This is a genomic window from Acidovorax sp. BLS4 (assembly GCF_032929295.1).
GTDB lineage: Bacteria > Pseudomonadota > Gammaproteobacteria > Burkholderiales > Burkholderiaceae_C > Paracidovorax.
In genome coordinates this window covers 1524378-1548670 of the sequence record NZ_CP136797.1, presented here as the reverse complement: position 1 = coordinate 1548670, position 24293 = coordinate 1524378, and the positions used below count along the sequence as shown (strand labels likewise).

Sequence of the window (24293 nt, the reverse complement as noted above, 5' to 3'; positions counted from 1 at the left end):
GCGTGGACCCCGAGCAGGCCAGGCAGGCCAACGCAGAGGCCGGCGTGGCCCCCGAGTCGGACGAGGTGGTCGAGCTCTCGCCGCGGGAATGGCGAGCCTGGGAAGTGTTCGGCGCCGTGCGGACCAACTGGCGGATCGTCGCCACCTGGGGCGCCGTGCATTACGAGGGCATCGACTACGGATCGCTGCAGGCCGCCATGCAGATGCTCGGCACGCCGCAGAAGCGCCGCAGCGAGGTGTTTTGGATGGTGCGGGTCATGGAAGACGAAGCCCGTAAGTGGCTCAACAAGCGGTAACCAGGAAAGAAGACGGCACCCATGGGACAAAACGAATTCGCGGTATCTGTGGAACTGCGCGCCAATGCGCAGCAGTACACCGCCGAGTTCAAGGGCGCCGGGCAGACCGCACAGGAGTTCGCCGCGCAGGTCGCGTCGAGCTCGACCACCGCCGCCACCGCGGTGCAGTCGGCGGCCAAGGAGGCCGGCACCCTCGGCCAGGTCACCTCCGCCGCGGCCGGCCAGGCGGCGCAATCGCTGCAGGCCACCGTGTCCCCAGCCCAGGCCGTGGGTGCCGCCCTGCAGGGCGTGGGCGACAAGGCCACCACCGCCCTGGGCCAGGCCGCGCAGGCCGGCAAGGTGGCCCAGGCGTCCATGGCCCAGGTGGGGGCCGCGTCCACCAGCACGGGAGCCGCGGTGCAAGCTGCCGCCGCCCAGGTCGGCACGCTGGGCCAGGCCGCGCAGACGGCATCCAACCAGACCGCCGCGGCGCTGCAGGCCACCGTGCCTGCAGTGCAGGCCGTTGGCACCTCCCTGCAAGGCGTAGGCGACAAGGCAACCAGCGCCATGGGCCAAGTGGCCCAGTCCGGCCAAGTGGCGCAGGCCTCCGTCGCCCAGGTTGCGGCAGCATCCACCAGCGTGGGCGCCGCGGTGCAAGCCGCCGCCGCCCAGGTCGGCACACTGGGCCAGGCGGCCCAGACGGCATCCACCCAGACCGCCGCGGCCCTGAAATCCACCATCCCCCCGGCGCAGGCCCTGGGCTCGGCCATGCAGAGCATGAGCGCCGCGACGGGAATGGCCGAGGCCAAGACCCAGCAGCTGGGCATGTCGGCGCGCGCCACCGCGGCGGCCCTGCGCGGAGTGCCCGCGCAGATCACCGATATCGTGGTCTCCCTGCAGGGCGGCATGTCGCCCATCACGGTCCTGATGCAGCAAGGCGGGCAGCTGCGCGATATGTTCGGCGGCATCGTGCCGGCCGCCCGGGCGCTGGGCTCGGTCGTGCTGAGCATGGTCAACCCGTTCACCCTCACGGCGGGCGCGGTGGCGGTGCTGACCTTCGCGTACCTGAGCGGCAAGGGCGAGGCGGACGGCTACACGCGCTCGATCGCGTTGTCCGGTAACGCAGCCGGCACCACCGCCGCGCAGATGCAGCAGGCCGCCAAGGCCGTTTCCGATTCCGTGGGCACCCAGCGGGAAGCCTCCCGTGTGATTGCCGAGCTGGGCGAATCGGGCAAGGTGGCCGGCTCGGACCTGCAGCGCTTTGCGGAAACCACGATCCGCATGGAGCGCGACGTGGGCGTGGCCGTCAAGGACACGGTCAAGGCGTTTGTCGAGCTCGGCGAAAAGCCCGTGGAGGCGTCGATCAAGCTCAACGAGCGCCACAACTACCTCACCAAGGCGGTGTACGACCAGATCAAGGCCCTGCAGGAACAAGGCCGGGTGACCGAGGCCGCCACGGTCGCGCAGCAGGCCTACGACCAAGCCATGGCTCGGGTGGCGGACACCATGCAAGGCCGGCTGGGTTTTCTGGAGCGCGCCTGGCGCGGCCTGGGCGACTCGGCCAAGTGGGCCTGGGACAAGATGCTCGGCGTCGGCCGTGACGACACGATGCTCACCCAGTTGGACAGCAAGCGCGCTGACCTGGCCGACCGCATGCAGCGCGGCCCGCTGAACGAAGGTGTGCGCAGCAACTGGGAAAAGGGCAACGCGCGCTTGCGCGAAGAGATCGGCCTCCTGCAGGAGCAGGAACGCATGATGAAGCGCGGAGCCGAGGCCCAGGCCCAGCGCGCCGCGAACGAGCGGCTGTACATCGAGTGGGACAAACAGGGCGATGCCTTCCGCAGCAAGGCGGCCAAGCGCGACGAAGAGATTCGCAAGGCCGAGGCGGAGGGGCAGCAGCTACTTACCTTGGGCCTCATCACCGAGGCCGGCCTGCGCGAGCGGCTGGCGGCGATTCGGGAGAAGTACAAGGACCCCAAGGCCGCGGGCGGCATCTCGGCCACCGATGGCCAGGTGGCCGCGCTCAATGCCCAGCTGGACGCGGCGCGGGCCTATTACCAGCAGCTGGTGACCAACGGCGCCCAGGCCGATGAACTCAACGCGGGGGAGCGCGAATCGCTGCGCCTGGCCGAGCAGATCAAGCTGGCCACCGATGCAAAGACCGTCGCCAAGCTCAGGGAGATGCAGGCGACGGCGGATGCGCTGGGCGTGCAACTGCGCACCAATGAGGGACTCAAGGGCTCCATCGCTGCGCAGGAATCACAGATCGATGCGAACTACAAAGACGCGCAATCGATCAGGGAACGCGCCCTGCAGCAGGAAGCGGCCAATTCGGTGTACGGCAAGAGCAAGACCGCCATCGAGGCGGTGACGCTCGCAACGCTGGAGAACAGGCTTCGGGAGGCGGAGAACTCCGACAAATTCAATCCCCGGTTCGTGGCGAGTCTGCGCGAGAAGACCGCGGCTCAGAGGGAATACGTCGCAACGCTCCAGGACGGCGACGGCAAGGCCGGCATGGCCCGTGCCGAGGAAATGCTGCGCTCTGCGCAGGAGCTTGCCCAGGTCTATGCGGACGAGCTGGCGCTTTCCGGCATGACCGCCCTGGAGCGGGAAAAAGTCGTTGCCCAGCGCCAGATCGAACTGAAATACGCCAAGGCACTGGCGGAGGTGGAGCGGTCGAGCGCCTCCGAGGAAAGCAAGGCGGAACAGCGGGCCATCTTCGAGCGAGCCAAGCGCACGGAGAGCGAAGCGGCTGCAGCCAAGATCATCCAGGCGGACTGGGCGAAGGGCTCCGACGAGATCAATCGCAGCCTGACCGATGCCCTGATGCGCGGCGCCGAGGCCGGCAAAGGTTTCTTCCGCAATCTCGCGGACAGCACGAAGAACATGTTCGACACGCTGGTGCTGCGCCCGGTCATCAGCGCCATCATGCAGCCCGTCTCTCTGGTCATCAACGGCGTGGTGGGCAGCGCTCTCAACAGCCTGGGCCTGGGTGGCGGCTCTGGCGGCGGCGCGATGGGCCTGCTGAACAACGCGGGCTCGCTCATGTCCATCGGCTCCGGTGCCACCCAGTTGATGGCCGGCTACCAGGGCGCGTCCCTCGCCGCGGGCCTGGCCGGGCCCACCACGGCCGGGGCCACCGGGATGATGGGCGTCGGCAACATGCTGGCCGCCGTGCCGGGCTGGGGCTGGGCGCTCGCGGGCATCGCGGCCCTGGCCGGCCTGGCCAGTTCGTTCAAGGGCGAAACGAGGACCGGGGGCCAGTTCGGCGTGGCCTTCGACGGCTCGGTCACCAACAACCGCCGCGGCCAGTCGTACACCTATGTCGGGCAACAGTACGACCGCGATTTCTCCGGAGGCCAGCGCATCGGCCTCACGGACGGCGAGGCCTACCGCCTGGAAGGCGACAAGGTCAACGACGAGGACACGATCCGCCAGGCCATCTCCGGTACCGCCAAGGGCATCAATGAGATGCTCAAGGGCATCGGTAGCGCCGTCCGCCTCACGGACTTCTTCGGCGGCTTCGAGACAAGCTCCAAGGACCGGGGCGGCAACTACGTCGGCGGCAAGCTCAGCAACGGCGCCTCATTCGGGGAAAGCGGCGAAGGCGACAACTACGCGGGCACCCTCTACGAGGTGTTTTCGACGCGCAGCCCGGACTACAAGACCGCCGTCGAAAACTTCTCGCTCGATCTCAAGCAGTCGGCGATCCAGGCGCTCCAAAAGGTCACCGATGGGCCCGAGGTGATCCGGAAGATGGTTGATGGCAAGAACGCCGAGGCCATGACATCCGAGGCCGTGGACCAGCTGCTGACGGCCATCAACACGCAGATCGCGGGCGTGAATGCGTTCAAGGATGCCGTCAACGCCATGGGCCTCACCTCCCTGGCGGATATGAGCTTCGATGCGGCCTCGGGCATCGCGGAGTTGAGCGGTGGCTTCGAGCAGCTGCAGGGCCGCCTGTCCAGCTACTACGCCAACTACTTCTCGGAGGAAGAGCGCCGGGCCAACGCCCAGCGGATGATGGCCGAGCAGCTCGCCTCGTTGGACCTCACGTTGCCGGACATCAACGCCGACGACGCCCGCGCCCAGCTGCGCGCCATGATCGAGGCACAGGACGACAGCACCGAAGCCGGCCGCAAGGCCATCGCCATGCTGCTGGCGCTGGAAGGCACCTTCGCCAGCGTCACGGTGTCCGCCGAAGAGGTGGCGCGCCGCAATGCCGAGCGCCAGGCGCAGATCGCGGACAAGGGCCGCGACCTGGAACAGCGCCTCTTGATCGCGCAGGGCAAGGACCGCGAGGCCCTGGACTTGCGCCGCCTGCAGGAGTACTACGCACTGCTCAATCTCAATCCCGCGCTCGCAGCGATGGTGATCGAGATCTACAAGGCCGAGGACGCTGCGGAGGCAGCACGAAAGGCCGAAGAGGAACGCCGCCAGGCCGAGGAAGCCCGCACCGCAGCCACCGACAAAGCCTATGCGGTGTTGGAGAAGTCCATCAGCGCGGCGCAAGAGGCCGTGCAAGCCGAGATCGAGTTGCGCGAGGCCCGGGTGGCGTCGGCCAAGGAACTGGTCGAGCTCGCCCGCAACCAGGCGCGCGAACTGCGCGGCCAGGTCGCGGCCACCGCCGCCCTGCAGGCCGCCGAAGGCAATGCGGCGATCGACCAGGCCCTGGCCGCGCTGCGCTCGGGCCAGCGTGCCAACGAGGGCGGCAAGCTCGCCGAGGCGATCACCGCGGCGCGGGGAGGCATCACGGAGCGCGCCTTCACGAACCGCCTGGACTACGAGGCGGCCCAGCTCATGCTGGCCAACAAGCTGGACACCATGGGCGACCTCGGCCAGGCGCAGCTGTCCACCGAAGAATTGCTGCTCAATGCCAGCAAGGCCGAGGCCGATCGCCTGGACCAGCTGCTCAAGTCCAACAAGGACGCCCTGGACATTGCGCGTGGGCAGTACATCGGCATCCTGGACACCGCCACGGCCGTGCGCAACTTCCACGCGGCCCTGGTCACCGAAAAGCCCGGCGCCACCGTGCCCACCAGCGGATCGAACTCCGGGGGCGCTGTCTTCGGCGGCACGAGTGGCAACAGCGGCGATGGCACGACCCCTGCGGCCCAGGCCCGGTACGTCGACCTTATGTACTTGGCAACCGCCGGGGTGGGACGGTCTCCGATCACCGACAAGACACTGATCGCCCGCCTGGATTCCCTGGCCCCGACCTACCACTCCTTCGACGGCACCGAGGACCTGGCGGGCCTGATGGCGGCGATGGAAGCCAAGGGCGCCACGTTGCGGGACATGTCGCGCTTGAGTGGGTTCTGGGAGGCTGACTGGGCGAAGGTCCAGGCGCTGGTGGGCTCCAACCTGCCCGCGTTCGATGTGGGCATCAACCGCGTGCCCTACGACATGCCCGCCCGCATCCACAAGGACGAGTTGGTCCTGCCGGCGCGGTTCAACCCGTTCAACCCGGGCGCCTCCACGCCCTGGGGCACCGGCAGCAACGCGGACGTGGTGGCGGCGATCGGAGCGCTGCAGAGCCAGAGCTATGCACTGCAGCGCGAAATGCTTTCGTCCATCAAGAGCGTGGACAGCACCGTGCGCAAGCTCGATGCCATCGGCATCAAGCAGCGGACCACAGAGACAACAGGAGTCACGGCATGAGCGAGCCGCAGGGTTACACGCGCGGGATGGGGTTCATCGCCCCGATCGCTTTCACGTTGGCCAACATGGTCATCAACGTGGCGGCCAGCACCTTGCCGGCCTGGGCTGCAGCCACCAGCTACGCCAGCGGCGTGCAGGTCATCGATGGCGCCAGCCGCATCATCTACCGCAGCCTCAAGGACAACAACGTCGGCAACGTGCCGGCATTGAGCGGCACCACGAGCGCGGGCGCCTGGCAGGCCATCGGCGTGGAAGAACGCCTGCGCATGTTCGACGCATCGCTGGGCTCGTACACCGAGCGCGCCGACATGATCGAGGTGCAACTCAAGCCTGGCCGGGTCATCACCGACCTTGCGCTTTTCGGGGTGCGGGCCACGTCCGTCCAGGTGGTGATGATCGACGCCAATGACGGCCAGGTCTTCGACTCGGGGGACGTCTCCATGCTGCGCCCCTCGGGCAATTCGCACTGGGGGTACTTCTTCAACCCGATCGAGCGCGACGAGCGCCTGTTGATTTCTGGGCTCCCAGCCTATACGCAGGCCACGACCATCGTCCGCATCAAGTCGCCCGGCGCGATCGCGCGGTGCGGCGAGATCGTGGCAGGCCGGGCTGTGTGGCTGGGCAACACGTACTGGCGGCCGTCGATCGGCTTCGACGAGTTCGGCGAAAAGAAACGCGATGCCTGGGGCGGCTGGATGGTCACCGATGGCGCCTATTCCGACTGGATGAAGCTGCAGGTGCTGGTGCAGGGCACCCAGTACGAGCGCACCCGCTCCCAGGTCGTGGCGTTCCGCAAGCGCCCGATCGTCTGGATCGGAGCGCGTGGCGTCACTGCCCTGATGACCTACGGATACCTCATGGGGTTTGAGCAAGTGCTGGTGACCCATGGCATCTCGGACTGCAACCTCACCATCAATGGACTGGAGATCACCACATGATTTTGACGCCGCCCCCGGGCGACCCTGCTGTCGCTGCAGACATTCCCTCTCGGCGCAACGACAGCCAGGAGGTTTTCGACCTCAAGAGCGACAACTACATGGCGTGGCTGGCCGGCTTCCGCAACTGGCTGGCCTCGTTCCGGACGTGGACCGTGACGGCCCGCGATGAGGTCAACCAGTTGCGCGCCGCCACCGATGCGGTCGCCCAGGACGCAGCCGCCGCCAGCGCGAGTGCCATGGCGACGGCGGGCTTCAAGGGCGCCTGGGCGAACCTGGCCGGCCCGCTGGCGCCGCCTGCCAGCGTCTTGCACGACCAGCAAATCTGGCTCCTGAAAGTGCCTGTAGCCGACGTGCAGGCCCACGTGCCGGGCGTGTCCGCCAACTGGCTCCCGCTAGACCAGGCGGGCGCGCAGCCAGCCCTGCGCAACCGGCTCATCAACGGCAATTGCGCGCAGGCGCAACGCGGCAGCAGCTTCACTGGCGCCACGGTGGCCACGGGCAACTACCCTGTGGATCGACTGACGTTCACGGGCTCATCCACGACCGCTGTCGTCACGTTGGAGCAAGGCATTGACGGCCCAGAGGCCGGGCTGCGCCGCAATGCCCGGGTGACGGTCACGACGGCCGACGCTGCCATGACCGGGGCCAAGTCGGCAGGGCTGCAGCAAGTGATCGAGGGCTACAACATCGCCGACTTGTTCGGCGTGACCTTCACCGTGACGTTCATGGTGCGGTCCGCGAAAGCCGGCGTGCACTGCCTGGCCTTGTTCAATGCCAGCTTCGATCGTTCCTTCGTGGGCGAATACACGGTCAACGCGCCGAACACGTGGGAATCCAAGGCCGTCACGGTCTTCGGCGGCTTGCCCACCACTGGGGGCTGGAATACGACCAACGGGGCGGGGCTGTATGTTCGCTGGGGCCTTGGCGTGGGTGCGACCTACCAAACCCAGGCCGGCGCCTGGCGCGAGTCGCTGTACCTGGGTTCGCCGAACCAGGTCAACTGCCTCGACACGGCGGGGAATGTCTTCGCGATCACCGGCTTTGAGCTCAAGCGCGGCTCGTTTGCCAGCCGCTTCGAACACCGGCCGCACTCCCTGGAACTCGACCTGTGCAAGCGCTACTACGAACAGCTCAACAACGCCAACGGCTACACGTATGCGGTGGGGATGGTCCCCAACAACAACCAGGTGTGGGTGCCTCTCAACTACTCAGAAAAACGCGCATCGCCGACCCTCACGTTTCCCGGCGATATCGATAAATACCAGTTCCAACTGGGCGGCGGCACTGCGTCGTGCACGGCCCGACCGTTCGTCAGCTCCGCGGGGGTCAAGTCCGCTTTCGTGATCCTCCCGAGCACCAGTGCCGGGCTGGCAAGCGATAGCAAGGCTTGCCTTGCGCTGCTTTCGGGCAATGCGCGCATCGAAATTTCTGCGGAGCTGTGACCATGGCCGCCTACCAACTCACCGACACCGCCATCGTGATCCGCACGGACGATGGGGCGTGTATCCCTCCTGACCTGGAAAACCGTGACTACGTGGCCTACCTGGCTTGGTGCGACGAGGGCAACGATCCCGCCCCCTACGTGCCGCCCGTGCCGGTTGTGCGGGTGCCCGAGGAGGTCTCGATGGGCCAGGCCCGCCTGGCGCTCTACGAGCACGACAAGCTGGCCGCCGTGGAGGCCTTGCTCAATGCCATGCCCGAGCCCGCGCGGACAAGGGCGCGCATCGAATGGGACTACCGCCCCACGGTGCGCCGGGACAGCCCCCTTGTCGCTCAACTGGGCGCGGCCCTCGATCTGGACCTGGATGGCCTGTTCCTGCATGCCGCCACGCTGTGACCCGAGGCGAGGTGAGGCAACACTAAAAGACGGGCGACCCCTGCCGGTGCGGTAACACCGGCAGGAGCCCCAACCTGCAGAACGAGCCTGCAAGCCGACAAGGCCCGCCACTCCGCGCGGAGTGCGGCGAGTCTATCGGATGTTTCAACCGTAGAAACTGGCTTGCAATGAATGAAATCCGCTGCGGCGCCTGCCGCCGCAAACTCGGTGAGGGCGAATACACCGTCCTCGCCATCAAGTGCCCCCGCTGCGGGGCCATGAATCACCTGAGGGCCGCGAGCCCCCCATCCGAGCGCCAGGGAGCGCCCAACGACGAAAGCGTTATGCATGTCGCAAGGCACCTTGGCTGCACCCAGCAGCCGCACACCGGCCACCATGGCCTCATCGCCCCTTGTGGGCAGTCTGTTTGCAGGGATAGGAGGGTTTGATCTTGGATTCGAACAAGCGGGATACACCACGGCCTGGCAGGTCGAAATCGAGCCGCACTTGCGCGAGGTGCTCGCGCTGCGCTTCCCGCACGCCCGGCAGTTCGCCGACGTGCGCGAGGTCGGCGCCCACAACCTCAGCCCCGTCGACGTGCTCATCGGCGGCTTCCCATGCCAGGACGTGTCCAGCATGGGCGCACGCGCCGGCCTCGCCGGCAACCGCACCGGCCTGTTCTGGGAGGTCTGCCGCATCGTCGAGGAAATACGGCCCCAGTGGCTGGTCCTTGAAAACGTCGTTGGCCTGCTCACTAGCAATGGTGGGCAAGACTTTGGCGTCGTCCTCCAGGCCCTTGCCGACCGGGGGTATGTGGGATGCTGGCGGGTGCTTGATGCTCAGTATTTCGGAGTCGCCCAGCGTCGCCGCCGGGTTTTCCTGGTCGCTGGTCTTGGACGACAACCCCCCGCTGGGCTGCTTTCTGATGCCGCGCCAGTGGACGCAATACCTGGCACGCTTGGCCCGCAGCAAGAGTCACGGCCAGCGGATGGATGGCCTGCCAATTGTCTCTTGGCCAAGAATGCAGCCAGCCTCATCGGTATCGGTTGCGAGAATCTCGTCTGTCACCGAGGCGGACGGGGTGCGATGGTTGAGCGGGCCGGAGTGTCTGAAGCTACAGGGCTTCCCTTCGGACTGGATGCGACCGATCACCGAGAGGTTCGGGCGGCCGGAAACGCGGTCTGTGTTCCCGTGGCCCGGTGGATCGCCGAGCATCTGAGGGCGACCATATGATCCAAAGCCGCACGATCGGCCCGGCCACCTTGTACCTGGGGGATGCGCTGCAGGTGCTGCAGGAACTGCAGGAGCCGGTGGATGGGCTCGTAACCGATCCGCCTTACAGCAGCGGAGGACTGGTGCGGGGCGACCGCATGCAGTCCCCCTTGTCCAAATACATCCAGAGCGGCCCGGCACAGCAAGCCGCCCACAATGTCCATTTCGGCGGCGACAACCGGGATGCGCGCAGTTGGGCCTTTTGGGTGTCGCACTGGATGACGCTGGCCCTGGCCAGGGTTCGACCAGGCGGCTATGCGATGGTCTTCACTGACTGGCGCCAGCTACCGTCTCTGACCGACGCATTTCAGGCCGGCGGTTTTGTCTGGAGAGGCTTGATTCCGTGGGACAAGACGGACTCGGCGAGGGCGCCCCACAAAGGCTACTTTCGCCATCAATGCGAGTACGTGGTGTGGGGAACAAACGGACCCCTGAGCCCAGCAACGCATGGTGGTCCCTGGCCCGGCATGGTGCGCGAGCGCGTCAACCCCCGCGAGAAGCACCATTTGACTGGCAAGCCCCTCGGTGTGATGGACAGCTTGGTCCAAGCGATACAGCCTGGCGGTCTCGTCCTGGACCCCTTCATGGGGAGCGGCTCGACTGGTGTTGCCGCGATCCGGCGCGGTCAGCGGTTTATCGGTGTCGAGCAGTCGCCGCACTACTTCGAGGTGGCGTGCAACAGAGTGGAGGATGAACTCCGAGCGACAATCGCCGCAACGTAATTCCTTTGCACCGGGTGAAACGTCAAAGGCTCCGAGTTATCACAGCTCGGAGCCTTCAGTTTTCGCGGCGCGCTTCAATCGCCATGCTGGATGAATAGTTGCTCGCCCGCCCGTACATGCCGCGGTTGAGTGGCACCCCGTCGTACTGCACCGTGGTCAGGTCGTAGCCGCGCGAATAGATGTACTTGCCGCCCTGCGGGCTTTGCGCCAGCGTGATGCCGGTGGTGCTGGCGAGCGCGTCGTAGACCGAGGTGATGTTCTGCTCGTCCATCAGCTGGCGCGTGACGACGCTGATCGACTGGGGAATGTCCTTGAGCGCCTGGGCGCCCTTGCCCACCGTGACGGCGCGCGTGGTGTACGAGCCCGTGTGCTCGGTCGCCACCGGACGCTCGGCCTGGGCCGATACCGTCACGGGCGCGAGCGTGGCCGTGCCTGCGCCTTGCGGCACGCGGCGCACGACCACCGAGGTGCCTTCGATCTCCGCGAACAGCCCGCTGCCCGCCAGCAGGCGGTTGAGGGCCTCGCGGGCGGTGAGGCGCCCTTGCACGGCCGGCGCCACCTTGCCCTCCACCAGTGCGGGCTGCACCATCAGCTCCAGGCGCGCCTGCCGCGCCAGCGCATCCAGGGCCTGGGCCAGGGGCTGGGCCGCGATGCGGATGTCCACCGGCACGGATGCCGCAGCCTGCGCACCGGCCCCCGGCTGGGCATGGGTGGGCAAGGCGCCCAGCGCCAGGGCGGCCGCCACGGCCAACGGGGCAGGATGGAAACGAAAACGGGACATGCGAACGATCTCCGGAAGGTTGGGAATAAGAAGCCTTCTCAGGTAGACGCATGGCTTGGTAAAACCCCAACCTGGGTTTTGCGCTTTTTTTCGAAAGGCGATTCAGTGGCTTGTCCCCGGGGTCGGACCGCACGTGCGCGCACGCCTGGCGCAAGGCCGGCTCAGTGCGCCCCGACGATTTCGGTGTGCGGCGCCTCGCCCTGCAGGCGCACCGGCAGCACCTTGGGCAGCGCCTGCCGGAAGTTGTCCAGGCGGCGCGGGTCGAAGGTGCCGGTCATGCGCAGCGCGCCCACGGCCGCATCGCGCACCACGAGGCCGGTCGGCCCGTAGCGCTCGAACTCCGCCAAAGCCTGCGCCAGCGGCACATCGTCGAAGGTGATGCGCCCGTCGCGCCAAGGGGCGACCCCAGCCGTCGCCACCGGGCCGACCGGCGCCATGCGGCCCGCGGCATCGGCCGACACCTGCTGCCCGGCGGTGAGCACCACCGCGGCCGCGCCAGTCTGCCCGGGTGGGTTCACGGCGCCGCCAGCCGCCGCCACGCGCACCCGTCCCTCCTCCACGGCCACGCGCACGCCGTTGTCGCCGGGCACGCTGGCGGTGTGGCGCACGGAAAACCGGGTGCCCACCACCGTCACCTTCACGGCGCCGGCCAGCACATCGAACGGCCGGGTGGCGTCGCCCTGCACCTGGAACACGGCTTGCCCTTCGGGCAGGCGCACCTCGCGCCGCTGGCGGTACAGCGCCACCTCCAGCCGCGTGGCGGTATCGAGCCGCAGGCGGCTGCCGTCGGGCAGCTGCACGTCCAGCTGCTGGCCGCGTTCCGTCGAGAAGTTCTGCACGAAAACCGGCTGCTGCTGCCAGTGGTCCCAGGCCAGATAGCCGCCGCCGCCGGCCATCAGCACCACCACTGCCGCCACGGCGACCTGCGGCACCAGGACCGACCAACCCTGCAGCCACGCCCTGCGCCCGGTGGGCGCCGGCGCGGATTGGCGGTCCGCCTGTGCCTGCTCGGCCGCCAGTTGCCGCCGCAATTGCGCCACGCCGGCAGCGGGCAACTGGTCCAGCCGCTGCCAGTCGGCCTGCCAGCGGGCGAATGCCGCCTGCCGGCCCGGGTGCCGGGCCAGCCAGGCCTGGAATTCGGCGTTCTGCTCGGCGCCCCGTTCCCGGTCCAGGCGCGCGAACCACGCCAGCGCCTCGGTATCGAGGTCACTGGACGAGGGGGCCGCGCGGTGGGGATCGGTCATGGACATTTCAAAAGGGTACCTGGCAGTAGACGCACGGCACGGCGCCATCCCAACCTTGCGGATCCAGGAATGGGCAGCGCGTCATCGCGGACCTTCCGGTAGCGTGGGCTGTGCCGGTGCGCGGGGGGAGCCGCCCAGCCGGTCCTGGCAATCGCGGCAGGCCTGCATGCCCCGCTGGATGTGGCGCTCCACCATGGTCACCGAGATGCCCATGCGGCGCGCGATGTCCGCCTGGGCAAGACCATCGAACTTGTGCAGGATGAACGCCTCGCGGCAGCGCAGCGGCAGTTCGCCGATGGCAGCCAGCAAAGCGTTCACGGTCTGGGATGACATGGCCGCCACCTCGGGCTCGCAGGCCCGTGGGCCGGCCAGGGCCTGAGCGGCCTGCTCAAAGCCATCGTCGCCCTCCAGCGGGGCATGCTGGCCGCGCACCGCGTCGCGGCGGTGCTGGTCGATGACGAGGTTGCGCGCCGTGCGGTACAAAAACGCCCGGGGTTCGGCGATGGTCTCGCCCGACTGCTGCACGGCCAGCACCCGCGCATAGCTTTCCTGCGCCAGGTCGGCCGCCATCTCGCGATCCTGGACGGACCCCTGCAGGAACCTCAGCAACTCTCGGTAATAGCGCGCGAACACGGAAATCTGAACCGGGGAATGGGCCATGCCCATCGACATGGCCAGACCCCGCGAACGCAGGATCGATGGCGCAAAGAGGCAAGTGAAGGCTGCAGTATAGGAGATGCGGTAAATGAGATTCACTTCGAACTGCATGCACCATGTTCGCCGATGCGTTCATCGGCCCGTGCCACGGTGCGCGGCTACCCACGGCCCGCCGTGTCCCCTGCCGGGTACGGGGTGAAGCGGCTTTCGTTCTCGCTCACATCCAGCGGCCGGCCCAGGAATGGAAAGGCCCGTTGCGGACAGCCGATGCGTTCGCACACCTTGCAGCCCATTCCGATGGGCGTGGCGATCTCAGGATCGTCCAGGTCCATGCCACGCGAATAGACCAGCCGGGGCGCATGGCGGATGTCGCAGCCCAGGGCCACCGCAAAGGTCTTGCTCGGCGCGCCGAAGCCGCCTTGGCCCGTGGAGACCGTCCGGGCGATCCAGAGGTAGCTGCGCCCGTCCGGCATGCGCGCCAGTTGCGGCAGGATCCTGCCGGGCTGCGAAAACGCCTCGTACACGTTCCACAGCGGGCAGGTGCCACCCGTCTTCGAAAAATGGAAATGGGTGGCGGACTGGCGCTTGGAGATGTTGCCGGCCCGGTCCACGCGGATGAAGAAGAACGGCACGCCCGGCGCACCGGGCCGCTGCAGCGTGCTGAGCCGGTGGCAGATGGTTTCGAAGCCCACCCCGAAGCGCCGCGCCAGCCGGTCGATGTCGTAGCGCGTGGTTTCGGCGGCCTGCAGAAACACGGCGTAGGGCAGCAGCAAGGCACCAGCGAAGTAGTTGGCCAGGCCGATGCGAGCGAGTGCGCGCGCCTGCGGGTCGTGCCGGAATTCCGGCAGGTCCACCAGCGCATCGAGCAGCGTTGAATGCGCCAGCAGCGCCCACTGCGTGCCCAACTGGAACGCGATCTGGCCGGGGTCGAGCGACGGGGACAGCCGCAGCACCTTGCTGCCCGGGTCATAGCTGCGCAGGTGCGTGCCCATGTCGTCCTGCGATGGCACGGTGCGCACGCCGTGCTGCTGTTGCAGGCGCTGCGCCAGCCAGTCGGACAGCAGTCCGCCCTCGGCCTTCGCCTCGGCGGCCAGCTGCTCGGCGGCGCGGTCGATGGAATCCAGGTAGTTCTGGTGCGAGAGGAAGAAGTCACGCACGCGCTCGAAGGCCATGGGCTGCACGGGTGCAAGGGGAGCCTGGCCGTTGTCCGGCCCCCCTTCTTCCCCCCGGCCATCGCCCAGCCGCACGGCGAGTGCCTCCAGCCGCTGCGTGGCTTCGAGGTGGCGCCGGTGGAGCGCCAGCAACGCACGGCCCACGGCCGGCATCTGCGAGGCGATCTCCCGCAGCTCCGGCAGCGCGACCGACTCGCCCCCGGGGTTGTCCGCCAGCGCCTCCTGAAGGCCCGCCACCATGCGCGCCTCTTCGTCTTCGGAGAACTGCTGCACGTCCACCCCGAGCGTGCGGCTGACCTTGAGCAACACGGCCACGGTGAGCGGCCGTTGGTTCTGTTCCAGCTGGTTCAGGTAGCTGGGCGACAGGCCCAGCGCCTGCGCCATGGCGATCTGGGACAGGCCGCGCTCGGCGCGCAGCTTGCGCAGGCGCACGCCCATGAAGGTTTTCTTCATCGCGTCGCCCGCCACCCAGAAGAAAAATTCGCAGAATTTGCAAACTGGCTGTTTTTCATTCGCAAAGCTTCGCCTTTTCAGTGCTTTATCAATGCCTTCATTGTGCGTAGATTGCGAAGCATGACAACCCCCAGCGGCCCCATCCTCGCGCTCCAGGACATCGTCTTTCCCAGCCAGGCGAACCACCACGGCACGCTGTTCGCAGGCCATGCGCTGCAATCCATGGCCAAAGCGGCGTTCCTGGTGGGACGCAGCGTGGCTCAGCGGGATGTGGTGATGGCCAGCGTGACCGGCATCGACTTCGTGTCGCCCGTGCCGGTGGGCCATGTGCTCACGCTGCAAGCCCGCGTGAGCCGGGTCGGCCGCAGCTCGATGACCGTCTGCGTGACCGGCCTGGCCCAGGCCCTGGGCGGTCCGCAGGAGGAGGTGCTTCGGGGGGTGTTCGAAATGGTGGCGGTGGACGCCGCCGGGCGCCCCGCAACCATCCCCCGCTCCGGTGCCGCCCTGCCCACCGACCCCCTCCCCTTTGCAAAGGAAATCGCATGACCCTCGCAACCCCCATCGCCCCCCCCGGCGCCCGCGTCAAGAAATCCGTGGCGCTGTCCGGCGTCACGGCCGGCAACACGGCGCTGTGCTCCGTCGGGCGCACCGGCAACGACCTGCACTACCGCGGCTACGACATCCTCGACATCGCCGAGGTCTGCGAGTTCGAGGAAATTGCCCACCTGCTGGTGCACTGCAAACTGCCGACCACCGCGGAGCTGCGCGCCTACAAGGCCCGGCTCCGCGCGATGCGCGGGGTGCCGGCCAGCGTCAAGTCGGCGCTGGAGCAGATCCCCGCGCATGCCCACCCGATGGACGTGATGCGCACCGGCGTGTCGGCGCTGGGCTGCACCCTGCCAGAAAAGGACGAGCACCCCACGCCCGGCGCGCGCGACATCGCCGACCGGCTGCTGGCATCGCTCGGCTCGATGCTGCTGTACTGGTACCACTGGTCCACCCAGGGCCGGCGCATCGACGTCGAAACCGATGACGACTCCATCGGCGCGCACTTCCTGCACCTGCTGCATGGCCGCAAGCCGCCGGCGAGCTGGGAGCGCGCCATGCACACCTCGCTCAACCTGTATGCCGAGCACGAGTTCAATGCCTCCACTTTCACTGCGCGCGTCATCGCCGGCACCGGCAGTGACCTGTATTCGTCGATCTCGGGCGCCATCGGCGCGCTGCGCGGTCCCAAGCACGGCGGCGCCAACGAGGTGGCCTTCGAGATCCAGAAGCGCTACGACAACCCCGACGAAGCCGAGGCCGACATCCGCCGCCGCGTCGAGGCCAAGGAGGTGGTGATCGGTTTTGGGCACCCGGTCTACACCGTGAGCGATCCGCGCAACGCGGTCATCAAGGGCGTGGCCAAAACCCTGTCACAGGAGGCGGGATCGACCCGCATGTTCGACATCGCCGAACGGCTGGAGGCGGTGATGCGCGATGCGAAGAACATGTTCCCCAACCTGGACTGGTTCAGCGCCGTGAGCTACCACATGATGGGCGTGCCCACGGCCATGTTCACGCCCCTGTTCGTCATCGCCCGCACCAGCGGCTGGGCCGCGCACGTGATCGAGCAGCGCATCGACAACAAGATCATCCGGCCCAGCGCGAACTACACGGGGCCCGAAGACCAGGCCTTCGTCGCCCTGGCGGACCGCACCTGAAGCCGCATTGGCGCATCCCACCTTTTCTTTTCACCACTACCCGACACCCCTGCCCCCCATGTCCGCGCCCATCAGCAACATCCGCCCCGAATACGACCAGGTCATCGTCGATATCGTCGACTACGCGCTCCGCTACGAGGTGACCTCGGACCTCGCGCTCACCACCGCCCGCCACATCCTCATCGACACCCTGGGCTGCGGGCTGGAGGCGCTGGAGTACCCCGCGGCGCGCAAGCTCATCGGTCCCATCGTCAAGGGCACGTCCGTACCCCACGGCGCCAAGGTACCGGGCACCCCGTTTCAGCTCGACCCGGTGCAGGCCGCGTTCAACATCGGTGCTTTGATCCGCTGGCTCGACTTCAACGACACCTGGCTGGCCGCCGAATGGGGCCATCCGTCGGACAACCTGGGCGGCATCCTGGCCGTGGCCGACTGGCTCAGCCGCAACGCCGTGGCGGCGGGCAAGCCACCGCTGGTGATGCGCGACGTGCTCACCGCCATCGTCAAGGCCCACGAGATCCAGGGCGTGATCGCGCTGGAAAACGCCTTCAACCAGGTCGGGCTCGACCATGTGGTGCTGGTCAAGGTGGCGTCGACCGCGGTCGTCTGCCAGTTGCTGGGCCTGTCGCGTGACGAGACGCTGGCCGCCGTGTCGCTGGCCTGGGTCGATGGACAAAGCCTGCGCACCTACCGCCACGCACCCAACGCAGGCAGCCGAAAGAGTTGGGCAGCGGGTGACGCCACCAGCCGTGCCGTGCGTCTGGCGCTGATCGCGCAGACCGGGGAGATGGGCTGCCCCTCGGCACTGACCGCGAAAACCTGGGGCTTCTACGACGTGTGCTTCAAGGGCCAGCCGTTCCGCTTCCAGCGCCCCTACGGCAGTTATGTGGCGGAGAACGTGCTGTTCAAGATCAGCTTTCCGGCCGAGTTCCACAGCCAGACCGCGGTCGAAGCCGCCATGGCTTTGCACCAGCAATTGCGGGACGCAGGCAAGACCGTGGACGACGTGCAGCGCATCACCATCCGCACGCACGCGGCCTGCATCCGCATCATCGACAAGCAGGGCCCGCTGAACAACGAGGCGGACCGCGACCACTGCATCCAGTACATGGTGGCGGTGCCGCTGATTTTCGGCCGGCTCACCGCATCCGACTATGAAGCCGGCGTGGCGGCCGATCCGCGCATCGACGCGCTGCGCGCCAGGATCCATTGCGTGGAAGACCCCCGCTACACCGCCGACTACCACGACCCGGAAAAGCGCAGCATCGCCAATGCGCTGACGGTGGTGTTCAACGACGGCAGCGCCCTGCCCGAAGTGGCGGTCGAATACCCCATCGGCCACCGGCGCCGGCGCGCCGAAGGCATTCCACTGCTGGAGGCCAAGTTCCGCCGCAACCTCGCGCGCAGCTTCCCCCCGAAGCAGCAGGACGCGATCCTGGCGGCCTCGCTCGATGCGCAGACGCTGGAGGCCCTGCCGGTGCACGAATACATCGATCTCTACGTGATCTGACGCCATGGCCCACACCCCACGCAAACACCTGCGCGCACTGGTGGAGGCCCGCCGCGGCGTGCTGGTGCCGGGCGCCTTCAATGCGCTGTCGGCCCGGGTCGTCGAAGACCTGGGCTTCGAAGCGCTCTACGTCACCGGTGCCGGTGTGACCAACATGTGGTTCGGCCTGCCGGACCAGGGCTTCATGGGCCTGCACGAGATCGCCGACCACACGGCGCGCATCCGCGACGCGGTCGCACTGCCCCTGATCGTCGATGCCGACACGGGCTTTGGCAGCGCGCTCAACGTGCGGCACACCGTGCGCGTGCTGGAGCGGGCCGGCGCCGACTGCATCCAGCTCGAAGACCAGGTCGCGCCCAAGCGCTGCGGGCACTTTGCCGGCAAGGAGGTGATCGCCTGCGAAGAGGCGGTCGGCAAGATCAAGGCGGCGGTGGATGCGCGCACCGATCCCGACCTGCTCATCATGGCGCGCACCGACGCGGCCGCAACGCTGGGCCTGGAGGCGGCCATCGAGCGTGCCGAACGCTTCGCGCAAGCCGGAGCCGATCTTCTGTTCATCGAGGCCGTCACCACGGCCGAGGACATTCGCGCGCTGCCCGGACGCCTGGCCACGCCGCAGCTCATGAACATGGTGATCGGCGGGCGCACGCCCATCGTCGGGGCAGAGGAACTGGGCCAGTTGGGCTACGGGATCGTGCTGTATGCCAATGCAGCGCTGCAGGGCGCGGTGGCCGGCATGCAGAAAGCGCTCACCGTGCTGCGCGAGACGAAGCGCCTCGGCGAAGACCCGGCCTTGGTGGCCTCTTTTGCAGAGCGCCAGCGCCTGGTGGGCAAGCCCGCATGGGATGCCCTGGAGCGGCGCTATGTTTGACAGAGGCTGCCCGCGCCGGCCCGGATCGGCGAGTTCGGCAAGCCGTCACCGCTGAACGGTGCGTCGAGCCCTTGCGGCCGGGCTCGCCGACAGCGCCTGCCCCTCAAGCCGTCCTTGGGGATTTGGGCAGCACCATCCTGAACCGGATCACGCCATCCGCCGTCGTGGCCGTTACCTCGCCCTGGTGGGCCCTGGCGATCTCCCGCACGATGAACAGGCCCAGGCCCAAGTGTCCGGACGAGGCGCCGGCCTCGCTGGCGTTGCGCCGCAAGGGATCGAACAAGGTGTTCAGCACGTCCTGTGGAATCGGATCGGCAACGTTCTCCGTGGTGATCTCCACCGCCGTCTCCTGGCCTATGACGATCACGGCCACCGCGCTGCCCTCCGGGCTGTGCTGCGCCGCGTTCGACACCAGGTTGGAGACGGCCTGCCGCACGCGCGACCTGTCGAAGGCGCCGCGCGTATCGCCCGTGATCTGCAGCTGGATCTGCCGTTTGGGAAAGGCCCGCTGCAACATCTCGAACTCTTCCTGGCATTCCGCGCCCAGATCGACCGCCTCGCGATTCAACTGCATGCCGACGCCCAGCGTGGCCTTGTTGTATTCGAGCAGCGAGTCGAGCAGCGCATTCAGGCGGCGGCCATTGCGCAGCAGCGCGCCGACCAGGTACATCGCCTGCCCATTGCTCTTGCTCTCGACCCGCTCCAGCAACTCTGCGGTGAGCATCATGGCGTTCAGCGGGCCGCGCAGGTCATGGCCCAGCACCCCTAGAAAAATATGCCGCCATTTGGCAATTTCTGCGGCATGGAAAGCCACTGATTCCGCGACCGCCTGGTCGATGGCCTCGTTGAAACGCACCGTGTCTTGGATGACGAACTCATTGGGCTCGCATGCCTCCGTCCACAGCCGCAGCACGCAGGAGCGGATCACGCGGTATTCGGCCACCAGTTGCTCGATGTCCAGCCCAATGCGGGCGCGCAGCGTGCCGTGGGACTGCGCAGCCGATTCTTCGGCGGGAGGCGCCGCGTGCCCCAGGGATTTGTCGATGGACTGCTCCCGGCTTTGCGGCTGCTCCAGATCCAGTGCTATGGTGTTCAGCACCAGTGGCAGATGGTTGCGCAAAACGCTGGCGGCGGAGCCCTGCAGCGCGGGAATCTGGGTTGCATAGGCAAACGACTCGGCGAGGATCTCTTCCCGAGCTTGGCGAATGAACTGCGCAAGGCGCATGGCGATACTCCGATTGGCCTTGAAGAAAAGTAACGTGTGCCGTTACCAGGAAAATATGAAGCCCAAACGCATCCTGGTTGTCGATGATCACCGCGACTCCGCAGACATGCTCTGCGAACTGCTGATGATCCGAAATCCCGATTTGTCTGTGCAGGCAGCTTACGACGGCCTGTCCGGGCTGGAGCAGGCGCTCAGTGGACATTTCGATGTAGTCATTCTTGACCTCATGCTTCCCCGAATGAGCGGCATCCAGGTGGCCCGTGAGATCCGGGCGAAGCTCGGCGGCAAGGCGCCCGTGCTGGTCGCCCTGTCGGGCAGCGTTGCTGAAGTGGCGCAGCACCAGGGCGGTCCGGATTTCAGTCATGCCCTGACCAAACCCTTGAATGTCGAACGGCTCATGGGCATCTTCCTACCCTAGGCCGAGCGGTTTTGTGGTGCGGCGCACCGGGTACATTTGCCCTGGTGCCGGGCGGCAGAGGTGTCCGCTCCAGCCTGGGGCTGGGCGCAAGGCCCGTGCGCACACACCAAAAACCAATTCATAACAGGGTAAGAAATGATCAAGTCGTTGGCTACGGCCATCGTGGGCATCAGCATGTCCATGGCCCTTTGGGCCCAGGCGCCGGAATCGCAGCAGCGCCAGGAAAAACTCGCGGAGCAAGTCAAGGCACTGCACTGGATCGACCAGGGCCAGGGCGAAATCGGCAGCAACGCCACGGTCAAGATCCCGAAGGGATACGCCTTTTTGGACGACAAGGACACGGCCAAACTGCTGCAGCTGTATGGCAATCCGCCCACGCCGAACCATTACCTGATCGCCCCGCGCTCGCTGGACTGGTTCGCGGTGTTCTCGTTCGACGACACCGGCTACATCAAGGACGACGAGAAAATCAATGCCCCCGAACTGCTGTCGTCCATCAAGGCGGCCGATGCAGAGGGCAACCAGCAGCGCAAGAAGCTGGGCATGGAGGCCCTGTACACCGAGGGCTGGCAGGTCGAGCCGCACTACGACGCGCAGAGCAAGCGCCTGGAATGGGGCCTGCGCCTGCGCGATGAAAGCGGCCACCAGGCGATCAACTACACCTCGCGCATCCTGGGCCGCACCGGCGTGATGAGCGCCATCCTCGTGTCCGATCCCGAAAACCTCGCGAAGGACACCGAGCAGTTCAAGCAGGTGCTCACCGGATTCAACTACAACAGCGGCCAGACCTACGCCGAATTCAAGAACGGCGACAAGCTCGCCAAGATCGGCCTGGGTGCACTGGTGCTGGGCGGCGCAGCGGCCGTGGCGTCCAAGAAGGGCCTGTGGACGGTCATCGGCGGTTTCATCGCCGCGTTCTGGAAGTTCCTGCTCGTCGGCGTGGCCGCTGTCTTCGGTGCCATCGGCAAATTGTTCGGCCGCGGCAAGAAGGAAGCCTGAGCACCGCGACCGCTACGGCCCCCTCACCGCCAACCTCTGACACCCCGTGTTCACGCTGCTGGGCCCCGAAGCGCAGGTGATGCTCGCCATCTGCGCCTTCTACGCGTATGACGCCTGCGTGCCGCTGGCCGCAGATGCCGGCTTGCTGCGCCGGGGCCGGCGGGTTTGGCACGGGCTGCTGGCGACGCAGGGTTTCGAGGTCCGCTGGGCCTACCTGGCCTGGCCTGCCTTGCTGCTGCCGCACCAGCCCGTCTACACCCTGCGGTGGGACGCGGAGCGTGTCCACCTGCCGGGCGATGCGCGGGCGATCGAGAGCCTGCGCCAGCACGCCAAGGGTTTCGCTGGCTTCGCGTGGCCGCTGTATGGCCTCGGGGCCACCTTGTTCATGCTGCTGCCTGCGGCGCTGTTCCTCTGGCCGAGCGAGGCCGCGCAACTGGGCTGCCTCGCGCTGATCTACGGGTTTGCGTTCTGGATCGCGCTGCTGGCCCTGCGGCAGGGGCGACGCGGCCATACGCCACGGCACACCGCGCACTCGGTGGCGGTGCAGGCCATCCTGTGCCCGCCGTTTGCGCTCAACGCCGTGCGCAAGCTGTCGGCAGCCTATTCGCCCCCTTGCGATTGGCTTCAGGCGGCCCATGCTGTGCTGGAGCCGGGTGCGTGGCGCGACCTGGCGGAGCGCGCGCAGGCCGTCGTCGAAACGGGCATGGACCAGGCGCAGGCCGAGGACAACCCCCAGACGCTTCAGCGGCTCAGCGCCGTCCTTGGCGAGCTGCAAGCCAGCATCGCCGCCAGTGCGGATGGGCATGTGCAGTAGCCCAGAGCCGGCATCTCCACGCACTGTGAGACCATCGAAGCACACAGTCTGCGCGCTGGTCTTCGGCTGCGCTTCAGACGTTTTTTTGGCGGAGATCGAACCATGCATCGGGTGACACTGAGTCCTCGCGTTTTCACCATCCCCCAGTTTTTGACGCCCGCCGAATGCGGTCAACTCATCCAGCTGGCTGAGGACACGGGTTTCATCGCGGCGGAGGTGCGCACCCACGGTGGACCCCGTCCCCTGCCCCAGGTGCGAAACAACCAGCGCACCATGGTGGAAAGCCCGGACTGGGTGGCGCTGCTGTGGCACAGGCTGTCGCAGGTGGAACTGCCGGAGATCGAGGGTGCCCGTGCTGTGGGCCTGCCCAAGGATCTGCGCTTCTACCAATACACGCCCGGCCAGCGGTTCAAGATGCACAAGGATGGCCCATGGCATGAAGGCGGCCTGACCAGCGCTCTCACGTTCCTCGTGTACCTGAACGAAGGCTTCGAGGGAGGCGCCACCGACTTCAAGACCTTCCAGATACAACCCAGGCAAGGTACGGCCATCTTGTTCATCCACGACACCTGGCACGAAGGCGGCACGCTGGTGGACGGCACCAAGTACGTGCTGCGTTCGGACGTGCTGTACGCCAAGGGCTAGGCCATCGTCTGAACCACTTGCACGCCATGCATGAGAGATCCAGGCATCAATCCCCGCGCCCTGCCGCAGCCGCCAGCGTTTGCCGGATGCCTTGCGCATAAGGCGTCTTGTGGATCGGCCCCAGCAGTTGCTGCAGGGCCGAGTCGTCCATGAGCACCGGGTCGGTGAGCAGGTAGTGCATCTCCACCATCTCGCGCATGAACGGGTTGAACAGGCCGATCAGGCGCAGCATGGTCTTGCCCACCACCCTGCGCTTGAGCACCCTGCCGGTCTGGCGCTCCATTTCGGACACCATTTCACGCTGCGTGGTCACGCCGGCTCCGCCCAGGTTCCAGATCTTGCCGAATGCCGCAGGAGTGTTCGCCATCTGGACGACCACCGGGCCCACATCCGGCACGTAAACGAACTCGTGCGGGCGGTCGATGGGCCCCACCATGTCGGCGGTGCCGCCCTGCACGGCGGCCTGCGCAGCCCCATGCAGCAGGCTGGCCTGCACGCCGGGGCCATAGAAATCCGGCAGGCGCAGCACCGTGGCGCGGATACGGCCCTCGGCATGGGCTTGCATCACCAAGTCTTCCTGTGCCTTGCGCATTCGGCCCTTGAACGTGTGCGGCGCCCGGGGGTGGTCTTCGCGCACCGGCTGTGTCCGCGGGCGGCCGTACGGATACACCGTGCCGATGAGAACGATGTTCCGGACGCCGGCCGCGATGGCGCCCGCCAGCGTCTTGCGCATCACGTCCGGGTGCAGCCCGAACTGCCAGTAGTTCACCCCCACCATGTAGACCAGCGTCTCCACGCCCGACGCGGCCGCTTGCACCGAAGCCGGGTCGTCGGGATTCCAAGTCACGATGTCGGCCAGCGGATCGGCGCCGAAAGCCTGGCTCAGGCTGGATCGGGTCCGGCCGACGACGCGATAGGGCTGGCCTTTGGCGCGAAGCGCAGCGGCGATGCTTTGTCCAATGGCGCCTGCGGCGCCGAAGAGTGCGATGGGGGGCATGGTGATGTCCTGCTGAATCTGGACCGCCGGTACTTCAGCGGTGCGAGCCTGCAGTTTGCGAGCGGAGTGGGTCAAAGAAAATTGCCTAAAATCGCATCCCCACTATTCATCAATGCA

22 protein-coding genes are annotated in these 24293 nt (G+C 67.1%); 16 read left to right on the top strand and 6 right to left on the bottom strand.

The window, feature by feature from the left end:
- The first annotated feature begins 2 nt into the window (after window positions 1-2).
- The 8 genes from R1Z03_RS07085 to R1Z03_RS07050 all read left to right on the top strand — a co-directional run bounded on the left by R1Z03_RS07085 (window position 3) and on the right by R1Z03_RS07050 (window position 10684).
- Window positions 3-296 carry a DUF1799 domain-containing protein gene (locus R1Z03_RS07085; protein WP_317358128.1) on the top strand — a complete coding sequence of 98 codons (294 nt, stop codon included), beginning with the start codon at window positions 3-5 and terminating at the stop codon, window positions 294-296.
- Between the two features lie 21 nt (window positions 297-317).
- A complete protein-coding gene (locus tag R1Z03_RS07080) occupies window positions 318-5936 on the top strand; it encodes a phage tail length tape measure family protein (RefSeq protein WP_317358125.1) in 5619 nt (1872 codons plus the stop codon).
- Entirely contained in the window at window positions 5933-6874 is a 942-nt protein-coding gene (locus R1Z03_RS07075; protein ID WP_317358123.1) for a hypothetical protein, read from the top strand. Before R1Z03_RS07080 ends, R1Z03_RS07075 begins: the two co-directional genes overlap by 4 nt.
- A complete protein-coding gene (locus R1Z03_RS07070) occupies window positions 6871-8316 on the top strand; it encodes a hypothetical protein (RefSeq protein WP_317358121.1) in 1446 nt (481 codons plus the stop codon). Before R1Z03_RS07075 ends, R1Z03_RS07070 begins: the two co-directional genes overlap by 4 nt.
- A 2-nt stretch (window positions 8317-8318) precedes the next feature.
- The gene (locus tag R1Z03_RS07065; RefSeq protein WP_317358118.1) at window positions 8319-8711 is read left to right on the top strand and encodes a hypothetical protein; all 393 of its coding nucleotides are present in this window, start codon (window positions 8319-8321) and stop codon (window positions 8709-8711) included.
- A gap of 167 nt (window positions 8712-8878) precedes the next feature.
- Window positions 8879-9139, top strand: a complete 261-nt coding sequence (locus tag R1Z03_RS07060) for a Com family DNA-binding transcriptional regulator (protein WP_317358116.1) — start codon at window positions 8879-8881, stop codon at window positions 9137-9139.
- The gene (locus R1Z03_RS07055; protein WP_317358114.1) at window positions 9039-9923 is read left to right on the top strand and encodes a DNA (cytosine-5-)-methyltransferase; all 885 of its coding nucleotides are present in this window, start codon (window positions 9039-9041) and stop codon (window positions 9921-9923) included. The genes R1Z03_RS07060 and R1Z03_RS07055 overlap by 101 nt, the downstream gene beginning before the upstream one ends.
- A complete protein-coding gene (locus tag R1Z03_RS07050) occupies window positions 9920-10684 on the top strand; it encodes a DNA methyltransferase (protein ID WP_317358112.1) in 765 nt (254 codons plus the stop codon). Before R1Z03_RS07055 ends, R1Z03_RS07050 begins: the two co-directional genes overlap by 4 nt.
- Window positions 10685-10739: 55 nt before the next feature.
- On the opposite strand, the gene R1Z03_RS07045 is transcribed toward R1Z03_RS07050, so the two are convergent.
- The 4 genes from R1Z03_RS07045 to R1Z03_RS07030 form a co-directional block, all read right to left on the bottom strand.
- Window positions 10740-11465, bottom strand: a complete 726-nt coding sequence (locus tag R1Z03_RS07045) for a TonB-dependent receptor plug domain-containing protein (RefSeq protein ID WP_317358110.1) — start codon at window positions 11463-11465, stop codon at window positions 10740-10742.
- Window positions 11466-11626: 161 nt separating this feature from the next.
- Window positions 11627-12709 (bottom strand): FecR domain-containing protein, encoded by a 1083-nt coding sequence (locus R1Z03_RS07040; RefSeq protein ID WP_317358108.1) that lies wholly within the window; start codon window positions 12707-12709, stop codon window positions 11627-11629.
- An 81-nt stretch (window positions 12710-12790) separates the two neighbouring features.
- Window positions 12791-13369, bottom strand: a complete 579-nt coding sequence (locus R1Z03_RS07035; protein WP_317358106.1) for a sigma-70 family RNA polymerase sigma factor — start codon at window positions 13367-13369, stop codon at window positions 12791-12793.
- Between the two features lie 155 nt (window positions 13370-13524).
- Window positions 13525-14991: a short-chain fatty acyl-CoA regulator family protein gene (locus R1Z03_RS07030; protein WP_317358103.1), complete on the bottom strand. Its 1467-nt coding sequence runs from the start codon at window positions 14989-14991 to the stop codon at window positions 13525-13527.
- A gap of 120 nt (window positions 14992-15111) precedes the next feature.
- On the opposite strand from R1Z03_RS07030, the gene R1Z03_RS07025 reads away from it, so the two are divergent.
- Genes R1Z03_RS07025 through R1Z03_RS07010 form a run of 4 tightly spaced genes read left to right on the top strand, consistent with a single transcriptional unit; the run spans window position 15112 to window position 19078 of the window.
- Window positions 15112-15537 (top strand): hotdog domain-containing protein, encoded by a 426-nt coding sequence (locus R1Z03_RS07025; protein ID WP_317358101.1) that lies wholly within the window; start codon window positions 15112-15114, stop codon window positions 15535-15537.
- Window positions 15534-16697: a 2-methylcitrate synthase gene (gene prpC / locus R1Z03_RS07020; RefSeq protein ID WP_317358099.1), complete on the top strand. Its 1164-nt coding sequence runs from the start codon at window positions 15534-15536 to the stop codon at window positions 16695-16697. The genes R1Z03_RS07025 and prpC overlap by 4 nt, the downstream gene beginning before the upstream one ends.
- A 58-nt stretch (window positions 16698-16755) precedes the next feature.
- Window positions 16756-18207 carry a bifunctional 2-methylcitrate dehydratase/aconitate hydratase gene (locus R1Z03_RS07015; protein ID WP_317358097.1) on the top strand — a complete coding sequence of 484 codons (1452 nt, stop codon included), beginning with the start codon at window positions 16756-16758 and terminating at the stop codon, window positions 18205-18207.
- Between the two features lie 4 nt (window positions 18208-18211).
- Window positions 18212-19078 (top strand): isocitrate lyase/phosphoenolpyruvate mutase family protein, encoded by an 867-nt coding sequence (locus R1Z03_RS07010; protein ID WP_317358095.1) that lies wholly within the window; start codon window positions 18212-18214, stop codon window positions 19076-19078.
- A 103-nt stretch (window positions 19079-19181) separates the two neighbouring features.
- On the opposite strand, the gene R1Z03_RS07005 is transcribed toward R1Z03_RS07010, so the two are convergent.
- Window positions 19182-20303: a HAMP domain-containing sensor histidine kinase gene (locus tag R1Z03_RS07005; protein ID WP_317358093.1), complete on the bottom strand. Its 1122-nt coding sequence runs from the start codon at window positions 20301-20303 to the stop codon at window positions 19182-19184.
- A gap of 55 nt (window positions 20304-20358) precedes the next feature.
- Here R1Z03_RS07005 and R1Z03_RS07000 point away from each other — a divergent pair, with 55 nt between their 5' ends.
- The 4 genes from R1Z03_RS07000 to R1Z03_RS06985 all read left to right on the top strand — a co-directional run bounded on the left by R1Z03_RS07000 (window position 20359) and on the right by R1Z03_RS06985 (window position 23179).
- Window positions 20359-20721 carry a response regulator gene (locus R1Z03_RS07000; protein WP_317358090.1) on the top strand — a complete coding sequence of 121 codons (363 nt, stop codon included), beginning with the start codon at window positions 20359-20361 and terminating at the stop codon, window positions 20719-20721.
- Between the two features lie 135 nt (window positions 20722-20856).
- Complete coding sequence (locus R1Z03_RS06995) at window positions 20857-21720, top strand: DUF2167 domain-containing protein (RefSeq protein WP_317358088.1); 864 nt, start codon at window positions 20857-20859, stop codon at window positions 21718-21720.
- Window positions 21721-21766: 46 nt separating this feature from the next.
- Complete coding sequence (locus tag R1Z03_RS06990; protein ID WP_317358086.1) at window positions 21767-22534, top strand: hypothetical protein; 768 nt, start codon at window positions 21767-21769, stop codon at window positions 22532-22534.
- A 102-nt stretch (window positions 22535-22636) separates the two neighbouring features.
- Window positions 22637-23179: a 2OG-Fe(II) oxygenase gene (locus R1Z03_RS06985; RefSeq protein WP_317358083.1), complete on the top strand. Its 543-nt coding sequence runs from the start codon at window positions 22637-22639 to the stop codon at window positions 23177-23179.
- 46 nt (window positions 23180-23225) lie between these two features.
- Here the strand turns inward: R1Z03_RS06985 and R1Z03_RS06980 are convergent, their stop codons facing one another.
- Complete coding sequence (locus R1Z03_RS06980; protein ID WP_317358081.1) at window positions 23226-24176, bottom strand: NAD-dependent epimerase/dehydratase family protein; 951 nt, start codon at window positions 24174-24176, stop codon at window positions 23226-23228.
- Between the last annotated feature and the right edge of the window lie 117 nt (window positions 24177-24293).

What these genes read in the sequence shown, in the direction of transcription:
- R1Z03_RS07080 (WP_317358125.1), top strand. Translation starts at nt 318, where the DNA reads ATGGGACAAAACGAATTCGCGGTATCTGTGGAACTGCGCGCCAATGCG.
- R1Z03_RS07075 (WP_317358123.1), top strand. Translation starts at nt 5,933, where the DNA reads ATGAGCGAGCCGCAGGGTTACACGCGCGGGATGGGGTTCATCGCCCCG.
- R1Z03_RS07070 (WP_317358121.1), top strand. Translation starts at nt 6,871, where the DNA reads ATGATTTTGACGCCGCCCCCGGGCGACCCTGCTGTCGCTGCAGACATT.
- R1Z03_RS07065 (WP_317358118.1), top strand. Translation starts at nt 8,319, where the DNA reads ATGGCCGCCTACCAACTCACCGACACCGCCATCGTGATCCGCACGGAC.
- R1Z03_RS07060 (WP_317358116.1), top strand. Translation starts at nt 8,879, where the DNA reads ATGAATGAAATCCGCTGCGGCGCCTGCCGCCGCAAACTCGGTGAGGGC.
- R1Z03_RS07055 (WP_317358114.1), top strand. Translation starts at nt 9,039, where the DNA reads ATGTCGCAAGGCACCTTGGCTGCACCCAGCAGCCGCACACCGGCCACC.
- R1Z03_RS07050 (WP_317358112.1), top strand. Translation starts at nt 9,920, where the DNA reads ATGATCCAAAGCCGCACGATCGGCCCGGCCACCTTGTACCTGGGGGAT.
- R1Z03_RS07045 (WP_317358110.1), bottom strand. Translation starts at nt 11,465, where the DNA reads ATGTCCCGTTTTCGTTTCCATCCTGCCCCGTTGGCCGTGGCGGCCGCC.
- R1Z03_RS07040 (WP_317358108.1), bottom strand. Translation starts at nt 12,709, where the DNA reads ATGACCGATCCCCACCGCGCGGCCCCCTCGTCCAGTGACCTCGATACC.
- R1Z03_RS07035 (WP_317358106.1), bottom strand. Translation starts at nt 13,369, where the DNA reads ATGGCCCATTCCCCGGTTCAGATTTCCGTGTTCGCGCGCTATTACCGA.
- R1Z03_RS07030 (WP_317358103.1), bottom strand. Translation starts at nt 14,991, where the DNA reads ATGAAGAAAACCTTCATGGGCGTGCGCCTGCGCAAGCTGCGCGCCGAG.
- R1Z03_RS07025 (WP_317358101.1), top strand. Translation starts at nt 15,112, where the DNA reads ATGACAACCCCCAGCGGCCCCATCCTCGCGCTCCAGGACATCGTCTTT.
- prpC (WP_317358099.1), top strand. Translation starts at nt 15,534, where the DNA reads ATGACCCTCGCAACCCCCATCGCCCCCCCCGGCGCCCGCGTCAAGAAA.
- R1Z03_RS07015 (WP_317358097.1), top strand. Translation starts at nt 16,756, where the DNA reads ATGTCCGCGCCCATCAGCAACATCCGCCCCGAATACGACCAGGTCATC.
- R1Z03_RS07010 (WP_317358095.1), top strand. Translation starts at nt 18,212, where the DNA reads ATGGCCCACACCCCACGCAAACACCTGCGCGCACTGGTGGAGGCCCGC.
- R1Z03_RS07005 (WP_317358093.1), bottom strand. Translation starts at nt 20,303, where the DNA reads ATGCGCCTTGCGCAGTTCATTCGCCAAGCTCGGGAAGAGATCCTCGCC.
- R1Z03_RS07000 (WP_317358090.1), top strand. Translation starts at nt 20,359, where the DNA reads ATGAAGCCCAAACGCATCCTGGTTGTCGATGATCACCGCGACTCCGCA.
- R1Z03_RS06995 (WP_317358088.1), top strand. Translation starts at nt 20,857, where the DNA reads ATGATCAAGTCGTTGGCTACGGCCATCGTGGGCATCAGCATGTCCATG.
- R1Z03_RS06985 (WP_317358083.1), top strand. Translation starts at nt 22,637, where the DNA reads ATGCATCGGGTGACACTGAGTCCTCGCGTTTTCACCATCCCCCAGTTT.
- R1Z03_RS06980 (WP_317358081.1), bottom strand. Translation starts at nt 24,176, where the DNA reads ATGCCCCCCATCGCACTCTTCGGCGCCGCAGGCGCCATTGGACAAAGC.